Here is a 14149-nt window from a genome sequence, read left to right on the forward strand (position 1 = left end):
AGGTGACGAAAAGATGATACAAAAGGCCTTGAGGAATGTGAATTATTATCTCCGCCGTAATTATTGTGCGTATAAGTCCCATAGCTTGAAAAAATTAAATATGGGTCTTACTGGTTAAAATTAAATCACGCTGTAGTGTTAGCATAAAAATAGAGTAAGGTATTTCGATCAGGCAGCCATTGGTATGTCAAAACCCCTAAGGTCTTATCAGTCGCAGAGGGCGATTTCTTCTCAAAAACAACCTTCCCCTTTGTAAGATTGAAAACTTTAAGTGTACCATTTTCCAAGTATGCCAAATAATCTTTGGCATAAGAAATTTGGATATTTTTAAGATCCGAGCCTGGGATAGTTGCTTTAAGCTGAATAGCGATCGGTTCATTAACTACCGGCGCCATAACTTTTTGAACTTGGTTGTTCAAAAGAGAGTAACCTCCAAATTGCAGAATGAGTGAAACTAAGACCCAGACAAATATGATACGCATTTTCTTCTTCATACGTGTTTTCTCCTTTTTGAAAGAGATTGCAAGGTATCTCATGGAGTAACTACAAAGGCTGTAGGAATATAGCGTTCACCAAAAATATCCCAAAGGCGATTCATGACTTTGCCGTTATAGACGAGTTCGGAGGAAGACCCGCCATCGAGATTGACAGCGTTTACTGCATGATAATCTTCAAAAACATGCATGAGGTCCCGTAAAGTCGCTCCAATACTCCACGTGGGCTGACGTCCGTCTATAACTACAAAAATAACGGTTCCATCTGCCATTTGTCCAATACCGGTCAGCGGGGCAACTCCCTGACCTCCGTCTCCCTTAATCATGGGTCTCCCGTCTACAATAAGATTGGGCTGAAAGGAAACAGCTTCACGAATATGTTTTTCTTCTAATTGATTGGCCGTCATATTACCGATGACCAGTTTCCCCTGGTCATCAAATCCGGCAATATTGGTAGCCGAGTCTTTTATATTATTGTGGACTAATTTTCCATCATGCATAGTTAACCCATCTGGGAAAGCTCCGTTTCCTTTACCATCCGGGTCATAGAACCCTCCGGCATTGATTCCAGCAATGGCTTCCATATCCTTGGCCAGATCGCTGACTCGTTCTCCTGTAACACCAAGTTCTTTGGTAACAGCCACTTTGATTCGTTTCGGGTCTGTGATAAGCATCACTTTCCCCTTGAAGCTTGGGCCTTTGATATCTTCAATCGTGATTCCCGTACTCGCATCGGAAATTACTTTGGTGCGACCAATAACTTGTCCTGCGCCTATCCCTTGATCAGCATTGAGGTTCCTAATCCGTTCTATTTCTACATCGGATAGAAAAGCCTGTACAACCTGGGGATGTCGAGATGAGGCAACCGCGCCAACAGCCATTATTTTAAGGGACTCGAAGGGCCCCCAGAACACTATAAAGGGAGCAAGTATTGACGAAAAAATGAGGTTAAAGCCAATAAAGGCTAGAATCATTTTAAACCTGATAGTTCTCTTTTTCCCCATATAATTTGTTCTCCTTCTTGAGTTATGATCGAACGTTGACATTCGACCGGATCTGAATCAATTTGTTTTACTTATTTACTCAACTCGAAAAAACAACCGCCTATATTTGTATCATGTTACAGCTTTGAATAAGCCTGCAAAATTGATGTCACCACTTTCTCTACTTCAGATTCCTGCACCGTCGAATAAAGCATACCTTCCAAACCATACTTGGGGATTGAAAACTTAGCAGCTGGCAAATTCTCATTGTAGTTTTTACGCAGTTTGACTTCTGATCCGTCAATTTGTTTTGTATCAAAATCAGAGTCCGGTGTTAACACTGGCGTAGGGTCTCCATACGGTTGACCTCCTTTGCTTATCAGTACATTCACAAAGGGTGTTGATGTTCCTGTTGTATAGGATAAAGAAAAGGCTTCTGATTTTTCATCCCCTTTAATATAAATATGGGAGGATGCGTCTCGAAATTTATATCCCTGCGGTACGACGAAATCATCAGGCTGGAGAGTCTTAAAGCTCAACCCCTCCGAAGCTGAAACACCGCCTTTCGAGATATGAATGTCTGTAGGTGGAGTATTCACTGGAACAACTATACTTTCGCAGATTTTCTTCAACTCATCGAGCGAAACACCTCCGCCAGGTATGTTGTTGGCAATGTACTCCACATCATTCTTGGTGAATTGAATATATGCAATGCCAATTTTTTTATTCTCAGTTAACGTTGCTGGCAAATCATCAATTTGGATTTGAGTTTTTGTCAATTGCGCGGAAACAGGAGGATGAATCTCGTTGGGTCGTGCCTCTCTTATGCTAAATGCTGCGTGGCTGCCATATGCAGCAGAGTAAGTCTTGGAATTATTGCCTGGAGGGGTGTCTTGGCTACATCCGATTTGCGAATATGTAAGCTGATATCCTGCGGTGTAACTTGGGAGTAAGGGAGTGAATGAAAGATACGTTTGGTAATCGAAACTTCCATCCGTTATCGAAGAAGATTGATCAAACTGGGTCGTTTGTTCCTGAGAGCTGGCTCCAGGTGCAGGGGTACCGTTTGATATGGAGTTAGTAAAACCCACCAAGCCTAAACTAATGAATATAACGACAGCAGTCCAAGTCCATTTCAAAGTGGGTTTCTGGAAAAGCTTGATCATTTTGATTCTTCTCTTAATTTGATGATTGCTTTTGTTCCCAAAGAAGCCCGTTGTTCCTGGGATCCATGGCGATTGAGCAGGGGTTACTAAACTGATGATAGAAAAACCGTAGCTTTGATACTCTTCTGGCCTTAAAATACTTAAGGCATCGGCATCACAAGCTAACTCGCAGTCTTCACGCATTCTCGCAAAAGAGTACCAAATTAATGGGTTAAACCAATGGCCTATCTGGGCGGCAACGGCCAGCCAATTAATAAGTATATCTTTCCTTTTATAATGGGCTAGTTCATGGATAAAAATATTTTTAATGTTTTCTTCATTAAGCCGATTGACTAGAGATTTAGGAAGAAGAAGCTTGGGACTAATTATTCCGTAAAGACAAGGTGTGTCTATACGATTCGTGATTATTATCGGAAGGCTTTTTCTAATACCGAGTTTGCTGGCACATTCTTGCATGAGTTTAGACATCCCTGCGTCTGTTACAGAAGGTTCTCGCCTTACTAATAAATAGAATCTGAGGTTTGTAGCAATTGTCAGAGTAGATAAAATCAAAACTCCGGCTAACCATAGAATTGCTAATATCCAGCCATTAGACAAATCCTTAGAAATAGGTCTGCCCGCATTGGTATTGCTTTGTTTGCTAATACTCGATTGATCATTTATTAACTGGATTTTTCCGGATATATTGCTGATTGGGGTATTGATATCTGGTATCCTAATAGTTGCTTGATTGACCATCGGAATTGTTACAGATTTATTGGGTAATAAACTGTAAATGCTCCAAGGGCTTTGGATATCGTAAGGTATTAGTAATCGAATAATAAGCAGCATCCAAAGTGCATATTGCCATTTTGCATCTCGTTTATTTCGAAGTGCATATTTAACCAGCAAAATCAGGACAGCTAAAATACTGGCCATAATAGACGATTTAATAACCCAATTGAAGACTAACTCTAATTCCATAAAATCACCCCCGTCCGGATCATTTATCTTCTAAGAGTTTCTTAAGCTCTTCTATTTCTTCTCCCGATAGCTCTTTGTTTTCGATAAAGTTCTTAACGAGTAAATTAAGAGAACCGTTATATACACGACCTAAGAATGACCTTGCTTCTTCTTTGGCACATTCGTTTTCAGTAACTAAGGGATAATATAAATATCCTCGGCTTCCAACTTCATAAGATAAGGCATTTTTGGTAACTAATCGACTGAGCAACGTTTTAATCGTTTTTGGTTTCCAGTCAGTTATCCCCTTCAGTTCATTAATGACATCGCTGGAACTGAGAGGAAACTCATTCCATAGTACTTTCATTACCCGCCATTCAGCATCGGATATTTGCGGAATGTTTTGCATTTTTCTCACCTGCCTACATTTGTAATCTTGTTAATGAATATAGCTTACGTTTGTAGGCGTTTATTGTCAAGACTTTTTCAAAAAATGCCTAGTCGAAATATCCGTATCTTCTTATCCCACCTAGACCTTATGCTAACAAAACAAAATCCCAGGCCGTTAAAGCCTAGGACTAATTTGTGGTATCCTCTTAGGACCTCATTTTATTTAGTTTTTAGATTAATAATAATCTGTCCATTATCGTATTGAATAAAGCGGCTTGGCTTTGCCACCGATACCCCAGCTTTATCCGTTACCAAATTACCTGTGCGGAATACTGAGAGCAAAAATCCGATAAGGCACATATTTGTAACAAGGGCTCGCCCTCCGTAAGAAATGAGTGGTAACGAAACCGGAGGAAAGAGCAAAAAGCCTAAGTCGAATGCAATATAAACCATACACTGTACTGCAAATGTTGAGATAATCGCGAGTGAAACCAATAATCCCAGTACGCCTTTTTGCTTCTTACAAAGAAGAACAGCACGTATAATAAAAGCTGTGAATATCGCAATTATTCCGATAAGCACAATCCATCCGAGTCTATAAATCATGTAAGTCAAAAGAAAATCGGTATCGGCTGCAGGCAAAAGCTGTGATGCCGAATATCCTCCATAACCACTTATCGGCAAGCCCTCACCAATGAACTGCGAATGGGACAAAAACCGTTGTATCATAGTCCCAATATATCCAGCCCGTGTCGGGTCAAGCGATGGATTTAACACTAATTGCAGTCTATTTAAAATATACCTTCCACCGCTCATCACTAAAAACGGTATAGACAAAACGACGGCAGTCGAGACATAAATAATTAGCATTGCAAAAAGTTTTCTTACATCAAACCAACCATTTACAACAGCAGCCGTTAGAATAATAAGGCACGTAGTACAAAGCAAAAAGAAAACACTTACATTATGAGCGTATATCGAAAAGTATGCAGGAATAATAAATACTACTTCACAAAGAATAAGTCCGCCATACCCTTTATTTCCCATCCTGTAAACAAATCCGGCAAAGGCGGTAGGGAACAGCAAAAGCAGATAAATCGTAGATGTCGCCCGACTTCCCCCTGTAAACAAATAAGAAGCTAACGTTATTGCACAGAGCGTAAAAAATACAACTTTAGGGTACTTCCCTATGATTGTGAAGTCGACAAAATATGCAGCAAACATTACAGGGATTGCAATACCTGCCCGTATAATCTGTTTTTGAAACATCTCTGCTCCGTTATTAAGGTGATTGGGTCCAATCCAAATTTGAATAGCAAGCCCCAAAAGAAGCATAGTGGCAGTCATCACAAGCAGCGGCCAATCCGGCCTAGGTCTATGAGCACGGTCAAGTTGCTCCCCGACAACAACAGGATCACCCATCTCGGCAATTGCCCTGGCAGTTGCCGCTTCTTCATTAAGTCCATCGCTCATAAAGGCTTCTTTTTGATCGATTATGTGGTTTTCTATTTCTTCTAAAACAGGAGACTGCGCCCTTTTCCAACGTATCTGTTGGCGCACAACTTCCAAATACTCGGCAATCTTGTTAGGCTGTTGCAAAACTTGCACCTCCTAAAACATCATTTACCGCAGCGGTATATGCTTTCCATTCTTCCTTTTTCTCCTTCAAATGCTTGCGACCATTTTTTGTGATACTATAGTATTTCCGTACCCTCGCATTATCAGCGGTCTCTTCATAAGAAGTGAGCATATTCCTTTGCTCTAAGGTGTGGAGCAATGGATATAATGTTCCTGCTTTTAACTCAAAAGCATTGTTTGATTTCTTTCTAAGTTCTTCAATCATCTGGTAGCCGTACATATTCGTTTCGTCAAGTAGCTTTAAGATAAGCATGGTGGTGCTTCCTGTTAAAAGGCTTTTATCGATTGCCATATTCATGCCTCCATATGTAGATTATCTATATACTATAATATATAGATAATCTACATATGTCAAATCGAAAATTACCGGCCTGTTTGTAACAGCTTATATGAGTAATCTTTGTCATTTTTACTCCTACGTAATAGTGCGAAGTCTTCCCGCGGAAATCCCCCCAAGAAACGCAGTCCGCTCTCTAAGTGGAACCTTCTGGGTTTTTGGTCCGATAACCAAGGTTATGAAAAGAGCACCAGCATTCTATCAATAAGGCCCTGGTGCTATTGTCATGTTATGTCACAACATAGGAAGAATGCGCATCATGGCTTTGGAGAATTTAACGCTTATTAAAATAGTTATTCAGTTTCTCCATCCTCTTGGCATACTCCTCAAGTTTAAGTCTTAGTTTGGTCGGCGAACGCCACGCCTGAATGGATAACAAAAGACTCTTTCATCACAGCTTCCCCACTGGATAGTGAATCCCATGTTCCAGCATTCCCTCAACCACCTGCGTCTCGGTCAACATCTTCTCTACCTGAAAATCCTTCCCCGGCAGATGAATTAAAGCATAGCGATCAGGAGTGAGTTCTTCCACGATCCGGACCAGAGGAGTTTCACTGTAAGCCGTTAGAACTTTACTTTTCATTAGACCTTTTTCAAGGAGTTCCTCTTTTTTACGAGTCAGCTGACGAAGGAAGGTTATTCGGGCTGAGGCTATCTCCTTGTTTCCGGAAAGCCAAAAAAAGCCGGCTAGAATAAGCAGGGTAGTGAAACCTTCGATGGAATTCTCTTTGCCCGGTAAAGTTAGTCCTAGAATAGCTAAAAGGACACCGAGAGCTTGACCGCAGTGAGCAAGTGCTTTAGTGGTCCGAACAAACCCAAAGGTATCTGCCAAAAATGCCCGTGCAATGCGTCCTCCGTCTAAGGGAAGTACAGGTAGCAAATTAAAGGTGGCAAGCCAAAAGTTAATACGCACAAACTCTTCCCCACTTGGACCTAGCCAATAGCCTTGCCAACGTAGCGTCTGAGCAGCAAACAACAAAACGAGGTTAAACGCAGGTCCAGCTAGAGACAGAATAGTTTCTTCAACTTTTCGTCCTTCGAAAAGATCATCACAGTATGCTGCCCCGCCAAACGGAAAAATTTCCAGCCCCACGACCTGGAAACCATAGGCTTTGGCCGTAAGCAAGTGTGCTAATTCATGCCCAATGACGAGAGCGAAGATCAAAAGAGCCTGGGTTATCAGCCCCAGGGCTCCATAAGCAAGCAATACCAGTAGAAATGTGGGATGAACTCTGATGCTAAGTCCTTGAACGCGTAAAACCTCCACGCTGAAACCTCCTCGGCTAGGACATATTCTGCAAAGGCCTTTAAGAATAACTAAAATAGCACAAGCTACATGACCTAAACTTCTTCATCCCTCTGATTAATTTCTGCGTTACTTCGCCGACGGAGTGAGATAAGGCAGCGGATTTACGGGTCGCCCATCTTTGCGCAATTCAAAATGGAGCCATGGTTTTTTCAGCGGAGCCGAAAGCCCAACAGTACCGATAACATCGCCCGCCTGAACGGCTTGACCCTTTTGGACATTAACATCTCCGAGATTGGCGAGAACTGTCGTCCACCCATTGGCAAAATCCAGCTTGACGAGTCGACCCAGTTGGGGATCATCCCCTACCTGTGTCACGACCCCTTGATAGGGAGAAACAACGGGGATACCTAAAGCACTTCCAATATCAATTCCATTGTGCATACTTCCCTTTCCTTGACTATCCATCGACCCAAAGGGCGCCGTAACTGGACCAGAAAGAGGAGGAACGAACTTTCCTTGCATCGTTGCATCGACCGGAGTTGATTTTACTCCGAGAGGACCCATCCCCAGCACTTCTTTAACCATATCATTCATCGAAGCGTATAAATTCCCGTTTTGAATCGTTCCCTGATAAACGGAATAGATCGAATGAGAGAGAATATCTTCCCCCTTTGAAGCAAAAAAAATCATTAGAAAAAATGCTACCGCAAGTGCTGATTTTTTTTGTATCCCTGTCCAAGTGTAGAGAATTTCTCGTTTGGATCGTTTTGGAGGATTCCGTTTCACTGGCCAATCCTCATACTTTGTTCCTCGCTCACGTCCTACCTCTTGGGCCGCTCTTTCCCATTCCCAATCGTCCCAACGTTCAAATGGATTCATGCCTATCAACCCCTTAGCCCGTACACTTACTTATGTTTATGCTAAGAGGGAAAAAAAAGAACTGCCTTGCACTCGCCAAGGCAGTCTTCGGTCGGAGTAAAATATTTTTAGAGCTAAAACATAAGTCGCTGTCGCCTGATGTTAATACTTAACAATAGACCGATCCCTAGCATATTAGTCCACATCGTACTTCCACCGTAACTGATCAAAGGAAGCGGAATTCCTGTAACTGGCATGATTCCAGAAGTCATCCCAACATTAACGAGGAGGTGAAAAACAAACATGCTCACAACTCCACTACCCACGAGCATTCCATATACATCTCTCGATTTCATCGCGATGTTGATCGCTCGTAGTAAGAACATAGCAAATAAAAATAGCAGCGTAATCGTTCCAATAAAACCGAACTCTTCCCCGACCACCGAAAAGATAAAGTCGGTATGGTGCTCCGGCAAAAAGTTGAGCTGACCTTGTGTCCCCTGCCGGTACCCCTTACCCCACAGGCCACCTGAGCCAATGGCCCAAATGGATTGAATAATATGATACCCGTTCCCCGAGGTATCCGACATTGGGTCCATAAAAATAGTCAAACGCTTCAGCTGATAATCCTGCATCGGTAAAGGAAGACCTTGAGCAAATTTCAGAAAGCCAGGCAGATCCTTAGCAAAGTGCAACCATAAGGCAACTCCTAAGATTAAGGCGCCGCCCAGCAAAAGTCCTCCGAATTTCCAGGGGTTGGCCCCAGCGACAAACATCATCCCAATAAAAATCGCCGCCAGAACTAAAGTGGTTCCTAAATCAGGTTGTTTAAAAATGAGTGCCATCGGGACAGCAACAAATAAAAACGGAGGAATAAAATCGCGGAAACGATTCAATTTGCCTTGCCGTTTGGCGAGAAAATCAGCCAGGGCTAAAATAATAAAAATCTTAGCAAATTCAGAAGGCTGAATATTAAAACTTGATGTCACCGGAATCCAGCGTTGTGCCCCTCCGACAGAAATGCCAAAGATAAAAACGGCGCTTAATAAAGCAATGTTAAATCCATAGATCCACCAACTATACCGTCTGAGCTTTTGATAATCAATCGACGCAACTACAGCAGCAATCACTATCCCCGTCGCGATCCACATCGCCTGGTTCTTAACATAAAAATAGGGTTGAGATTTAATTACATTTAAGGATGCTGTACTTAAGATCAATAGACTAGCACCCAAAAGGAGCGAAAGAATAAATATAAAAAGAAAATCTAGATTTTTAAAGGTGCGTCGATCAAGCATAAAAAATACCCCTTTGTCACTTCTTGTTTCTAATTATAACATAAGGGACTTCGAATTTAAAAAGGGTTGTCCCAGTTTTGATTGCCAACTGAAACAACCCTTCCTCAATTTTAAAAATGCGTTAAAAATATTGTCAAAGTTGAACCTTATCCTTTGACGCGTAATCTCTCCTCATCCGGATAACGGGAATATTCGCTACTAAAGCGACTTCCCGATCTTCCTGACTTAGATTAACCTCTAGAGCTGATTCATCAATGTCCATATAGTTGGAAATTACCTTGATCAAATCCTCTTTCAAGGAGTTTAACATCTGGGGTGAAATGTCAGACCGGTCATGTACGAGGACAAGCCGCAAGCGTTCTTTGGCAATATTTTTTGACGAACTTTCCTTACCGAGCATCCGGCTAATAAACTCTAACAAGCTCTCTTCCTCCTCTCTGTATCCAAGCACTAGCGCATCCCGAAAAATTTCTTAACCTTGTCCATAAAACCGTCTGGAGCTTCAAGGTTCATTAGTGGTACCTCTTCTCCCTGGATTCTTCGGGTAATGCGGCGATAAGCTTCTCCTGCATGGGAGGAATTATCTGATACCGCAGGCTCCCCACGGTTTGTTGAGATAACGATGCTTTCATCATCAGGGACAACCCCGATCAGATCAATTGCTAGAATATCCATGATATCCGAAATATCCATCATGTCGCCGCGTTTTACCATCGCGGGGCGAATCCGGTTAATAATCAAGCGTGGATTCTTAAGATCAGCGGCCTCTAACAGCCCAATAATTCGGTCGGCATCACGGACCGCACTTACCTCTGGTGTCGTTACCACAATAGCGCGGTCGGCACCGGCGATCGCATTGCGAAAGCCTTGTTCAATTCCTGCAGGACAATCAATGATCGCATAGTCAAATTCATTCTTCAGTTCCAGGGCTAAAGCCTTCATTTGCTCGGGGTTAACTGCCGTCTTGTCTTTCGTTTGAGCAGCAGGTAGAAGATAAAGGTTCTCGTAGCGTTTATCCTTAATCAATGCTTGCCTTAAGCGACAATTCCCACTGGTCACATCCACAATATCATAAACAATCCGGTTCTCCAGGCCCATCACCACATCTAAATTTCGCAAGCCGATATCTGTATCGACCAAAACCACGTTATGCCCTGCTGCAGCAAGGCCGGTACCAATGTTGGCCGAGGTGGTCGTTTTACCAACTCCTCCTTTTCCCGATGTCACGACAATAACGTCTCCCATATTTAAACCTACCTTTCCATAATTCTCATGTATTCTACCCAAAATATGTCGTTCTATCTCCCTTTTCCTCTTAGCCCTGTCATTTGTACTCCTTCAACCATTAGCTGATTCTCTTTGATTTTAGCAATTTCAGGACCCCGCCAATCATCCGTTCCTTCCGGTGAACGAGCCACTACATCCGCGATCCGTAATTGAGTCGGCGCGAGATGATAGGCACTAACGGTTGCTTTGCGTTCCCCGGTCGCTCCAGCATGGGCAACCCCGCGGAGTGAACCCATAACGGCAATATTTCCTGTTGCTATTATCTCAGCTCCAGGATTGACATCCCCGAGAACCACAACGTGTCCTTCAAATTGTATACTAGCTCCCGAGCGTAGAGTCCGTTCCACAAAAAGACAAGGACCCTCAACCGTCCCCTCATCCCATATTCGCGCTTTCACAGGTTCCTGATTGACTGAAACTAAATTATGGCTTGGAGTATACACTTGGTCTGCCTTTAACCACCCGGCTGGGGTGAGTCCATGTTGGGTAAGGGTTTGGCTCAATTGCTCTTTTTGTTCTACCGAGAAGACCTTATCCCCTCCGTAGCAGCGGACAGCCGCTCCTTGAAGGAATTGTTCTGAATCTCTTAAAAGCCCCTGAAGTTCATCCATCAAAACTGCGAAATCCTCCTCAGGGTCCAGGTATAACACCAGTCCATCTCGAGTTCCCTTTAAGGCTATGTGTTCTATCAATGCCAATCCCCCATCGCCTAAATAAGATGCTTGTCCAAACGGCTCGAAGGAAGTTATTGATCTTTCTGCAGTTTCAGACGTTCATATAAGTTCTACAAAACAGGTCAAATACCCTTTATCCTCATAAAAAAAAACGAGGATGATTTTCCTCGTTTTTCAACTCTATTTCGAACCTTTATTGCCAAAATCAACCACCACTCGTTGATTTCCAGCCAAAATATTGCATAAAAGCAGCTTTAGCGACATACCCCGCTGTATCACCGCCATGGCCCCCGTAGGCGACTACACCTGCAAAGGCAATTTGCGGATCATCATAAGGCGCAAAAGCGACATACATTCCGTTATAGAGGCTCCCCTCAACTGTATCTTTTGAACCAATCTGAGCAGTACCGGTTTTACCCCCGCCTGAATATTGAGGAACATCTGCGAATAGCCAATTGGCTGTTCCCTCGCCACTCGTAACAGCAGCCATTCCTTGTTTCACAATCTCCATATTTTGGGGAGAAACGGATACATTATTGAGAACCTGGGGTTGATTTTGTTCAATAACGTTCCCACTGACCGGATCCAAAATTTTGTCCACGACATAGGGTTTCATGTGTTTTCCCCCGTTGACTAGAGTCGCCACATAATTCGCCAGTTGGACAGGAGTGTAAGTATTAGCTCCTTGACCAATAGCAGCATTGAAACTATCATAAATCTTCCAGTCGACTTGATATTGATCATTGACCGCTTGTATTTCGGCTTTCTTTTTATTTAAAAGGTTTTGCTTTGTCTTATCATCCGGTGCCTGAGCAATCTGTGTTGCATAATTCGTTTCAATCGTTTTTAACTTATTGTCCCTGATATTCCCAATATATGCTTTCTTCCACTCAGCCGAAGGAGCTATCCCGATTGCTTCACCCGGTAGATCGATCCCGCTTTTAACCCCTAAGCCAAACTCGTTGGACAGCTGCTTCATCAGTTCCGGGTTAGCATCAAAGACCCGACGTCCGACAATTTGAAAGTAGATATTTGAAGAATTCGCGAGCCCGCGCGTCATATTGACCATCCCGAATTTACTTCCACCCCACTCCTCAAACCCTTGCTTCTGAACACTTGCTGATCCAAGGGATGACATCTCATCTAGAAAAGAGTCAGTAGGAGTAACAACGCCTGCTTGCAAGGCCGCCATCGCTGTGATCATCTTATAAGTTGAACCCGGAGGATAGAGGCCTGAAAGGGCCCAGTTATTGGACGCAGCATCTTTATCCTGAAAATATCTCTTGGCGACATCATCAGAAATGGTGCCAATCAAATCATTAGGATTCATGTAAGGGCGAGAGGCCATCGCTAAAATCTTCCCGGTTTTAACATCGATCACTACCGCCGCCCCTGTTTGGGCATCAGCGTAAGTCTTTTGCACCTTAGCAATGACCTCGTCCAAACTGCTCTGCACAGTCTGTTGGAGCTGGGCATCAAGCGTTAATTGAATCGTTTTTCCTGGTTGAGCAGGCTGGATGACTTCCTTGCTGATCGGTCGCGCGCTGTTATCCACAATAACTTGCTGAGTTCCTTCTCGGCCACGCAACCAATAATCATAGCTTTTCTCAACCCCCATCTTACCGACAATATCTCCCTGAGCATACGTAAAGCCATTTTGTTGAGCCAAAGGTTGTTGGCTTAATTGGGGTATCTCATCAGGACTGATTTCTCGAACATAGCCCAGGACTTGACCCATTAAAGTCTCTTGGGGATAAAAACGTACAGGTATGGCATCAATGCTTACTCCGGGAAGTTCATCTTGATGCTCAGCGATTACAGCTTGAAGTGTTTCCGGTACCTTCGATAAGACATTGACCGGGCGGTATCTTTCCCATTGCTGATTTTGAATCATCGCAAAGATATCCTCGGTAATCGCTTCCACAGATTCCGCTTGGTTGGGCCAGTAGGGTTTAATAAACCCTGCCAGGCGACCCACGACATCCTTCCAATTCATATTCTTCGCTTTTTGTAAATCTAGCCAATCAATGGTTAAGGCAAATTCCGGGACACTCGTAGCCATCACTGTACCATTGCGATCCTTAATGTCGCCACGCGTCGCTGGTACTGCCACCAGTTGCATAACATTTCCTTCGGCCATTGTTGCATAATAGGACGATTGGGCAATCTGCAAACGATAAAGATTAAACCCGAGAATTGCAAAAACCAGTATCACAACGATACTTAAACCCCATAACCGATGCAAATATGGTTTGCGCTCTTTCTCTTCCATATCAAAAGTTCCTCCTGGTTACCCTCTCAATAAATATGTTGATATTCGTTATTCTACCTCTCATACTTCGGGCGGTATTTAAGCCAGCCCTTCCCAAAGGAATGGTGAATCCATGGATAGCTAACCGGAACTAGAATCGCATTATATAGCGCAACACCAGTTATTAACCGCAAAGCATCATTAATCGTCCACTGGACACCTACTCCTAGGCTCAAAAAGGCAACAAACACCTGGCCAGCAAACGTCACCAAAAAAACGAGTAACGTGATTAACGGGAAATTTTCCCGATTCCAACGCTGAGCGAGCCAACTACTCAAAAGGGCAACTCCAGTCAAGGTTAAGGAGTACATGCCAAAGTGTCGACCGAGGTAAAAGTCCTCCAGAATACCAGCACCCAGACCCCAGAACGCCCCATACAGGGGTCGGTGGTGTAAGGCCATATAAATTGTGAAAAGCATAATTAAGTCCGGTTTTATGCCATCCCACGACCAAAAAGAAAAAACTGTTCCCGGTAAGATCAAGCTAAGAAGAAGCATGCTAAGCATTAAAAGATAACGCATT

At 43.2% G+C, this 14149-nt stretch carries 13 protein-coding genes and 1 pseudogene; all 14 read right to left on the bottom strand.

Features of this window, described 5'->3' with window-relative positions:
- Positions 1-140: 140 nt before the first annotated feature.
- A pseudogene (locus tag VM640_RS11725) lies at positions 141-494 on the bottom strand (hypothetical protein); the annotation flags it as partial.
- A gap of 38 nt (positions 495-532) precedes the next feature.
- Positions 533-1498: a phosphodiester glycosidase family protein gene (locus VM640_RS11730; RefSeq protein WP_325392411.1), complete on the bottom strand. Its 966-nt coding sequence runs from the start codon at positions 1496-1498 to the stop codon at positions 533-535.
- A gap of 116 nt (positions 1499-1614) precedes the next feature.
- Positions 1615-3606 (bottom strand): M56 family metallopeptidase, encoded by a 1992-nt coding sequence (locus tag VM640_RS11735; RefSeq protein ID WP_325392413.1) that lies wholly within the window; start codon positions 3604-3606, stop codon positions 1615-1617.
- A gap of 19 nt (positions 3607-3625) precedes the next feature.
- The gene (locus VM640_RS11740) at positions 3626-3994 is read right to left on the bottom strand and encodes a BlaI/MecI/CopY family transcriptional regulator (protein WP_325392415.1); all 369 of its coding nucleotides are present in this window, start codon (positions 3992-3994) and stop codon (positions 3626-3628) included.
- Positions 3995-4194: 200 nt separating this feature from the next.
- Positions 4195-5574, bottom strand: a complete 1380-nt coding sequence (locus VM640_RS11745; protein ID WP_325392417.1) for an FtsW/RodA/SpoVE family cell cycle protein — start codon at positions 5572-5574, stop codon at positions 4195-4197.
- Entirely contained in the window at positions 5561-5905 is a 345-nt protein-coding gene (locus VM640_RS11750; protein WP_325392419.1) for a PadR family transcriptional regulator, read from the bottom strand. Before VM640_RS11750 ends, VM640_RS11745 begins: the two co-directional genes overlap by 14 nt.
- A gap of 436 nt (positions 5906-6341) precedes the next feature.
- A complete protein-coding gene (locus VM640_RS11755) occupies positions 6342-7217 on the bottom strand; it encodes a M50 family metallopeptidase (RefSeq protein WP_325392421.1) in 876 nt (291 codons plus the stop codon).
- Between the two features lie 108 nt (positions 7218-7325).
- Entirely contained in the window at positions 7326-8078 is a 753-nt protein-coding gene (locus tag VM640_RS11760) for a murein hydrolase activator EnvC family protein (protein WP_325392423.1), read from the bottom strand.
- Between the two features lie 113 nt (positions 8079-8191).
- Complete coding sequence (rodA, locus tag VM640_RS11765; protein ID WP_325392425.1) at positions 8192-9355, bottom strand: rod shape-determining protein RodA; 1164 nt, start codon at positions 9353-9355, stop codon at positions 8192-8194.
- A 133-nt stretch (positions 9356-9488) separates the two neighbouring features.
- Entirely contained in the window at positions 9489-9776 is a 288-nt protein-coding gene (gene minE / locus VM640_RS11770) for a cell division topological specificity factor MinE (RefSeq protein WP_325392427.1), read from the bottom strand.
- Between the two features lie 29 nt (positions 9777-9805).
- Positions 9806-10600 carry a septum site-determining protein MinD gene (gene minD / locus VM640_RS11775; RefSeq protein WP_325392429.1) on the bottom strand — a complete coding sequence of 265 codons (795 nt, stop codon included), beginning with the start codon at positions 10598-10600 and terminating at the stop codon, positions 9806-9808.
- A 53-nt stretch (positions 10601-10653) separates the two neighbouring features.
- Positions 10654-11340 (bottom strand): septum site-determining protein MinC, encoded by a 687-nt coding sequence (gene minC, locus VM640_RS11780; protein WP_325392430.1) that lies wholly within the window; start codon positions 11338-11340, stop codon positions 10654-10656.
- A gap of 181 nt (positions 11341-11521) precedes the next feature.
- Positions 11522-13588, bottom strand: coding sequence for a penicillin-binding protein 2 (mrdA, locus tag VM640_RS11785; protein ID WP_325392432.1), 2067 nt, complete (start codon positions 13586-13588; stop codon positions 11522-11524).
- Between the two features lie 53 nt (positions 13589-13641).
- Positions 13642-14148: a rod shape-determining protein MreD gene (gene mreD / locus VM640_RS11790; protein WP_325392433.1), complete on the bottom strand. Its 507-nt coding sequence runs from the start codon at positions 14146-14148 to the stop codon at positions 13642-13644.
- Position 14149 lies beyond the last annotated feature (1 nt).

The organism is Desulfitobacterium sp., from assembly GCF_035539115.1.
Classification (GTDB): Bacteria; Bacillota; Desulfitobacteriia; order Desulfitobacteriales; family Desulfitobacteriaceae; genus Desulfitobacterium_A.

What these genes read in the sequence shown, in the direction of transcription:
- VM640_RS11730 (WP_325392411.1), bottom strand. Translation starts at nt 1,498, where the DNA reads ATGGGGAAAAAGAGAACTATCAGGTTTAAAATGATTCTAGCCTTTATT.
- VM640_RS11735 (WP_325392413.1), bottom strand. Translation starts at nt 3,606, where the DNA reads ATGGAATTAGAGTTAGTCTTCAATTGGGTTATTAAATCGTCTATTATG.
- VM640_RS11740 (WP_325392415.1), bottom strand. Translation starts at nt 3,994, where the DNA reads ATGCAAAACATTCCGCAAATATCCGATGCTGAATGGCGGGTAATGAAA.
- VM640_RS11750 (WP_325392419.1), bottom strand. Translation starts at nt 5,905, where the DNA reads ATGGCAATCGATAAAAGCCTTTTAACAGGAAGCACCACCATGCTTATC.
- VM640_RS11760 (WP_325392423.1), bottom strand. Translation starts at nt 8,078, where the DNA reads ATGAATCCATTTGAACGTTGGGACGATTGGGAATGGGAAAGAGCGGCC.
- rodA (WP_325392425.1), bottom strand. Translation starts at nt 9,355, where the DNA reads ATGCTTGATCGACGCACCTTTAAAAATCTAGATTTTCTTTTTATATTT.
- minD (WP_325392429.1), bottom strand. Translation starts at nt 10,600, where the DNA reads ATGGGAGACGTTATTGTCGTGACATCGGGAAAAGGAGGAGTTGGTAAA.
- mrdA (WP_325392432.1), bottom strand. Translation starts at nt 13,588, where the DNA reads ATGGAAGAGAAAGAGCGCAAACCATATTTGCATCGGTTATGGGGTTTA.
- mreD (WP_325392433.1), bottom strand. Translation starts at nt 14,148, where the DNA reads ATGCGTTATCTTTTAATGCTTAGCATGCTTCTTCTTAGCTTGATCTTA.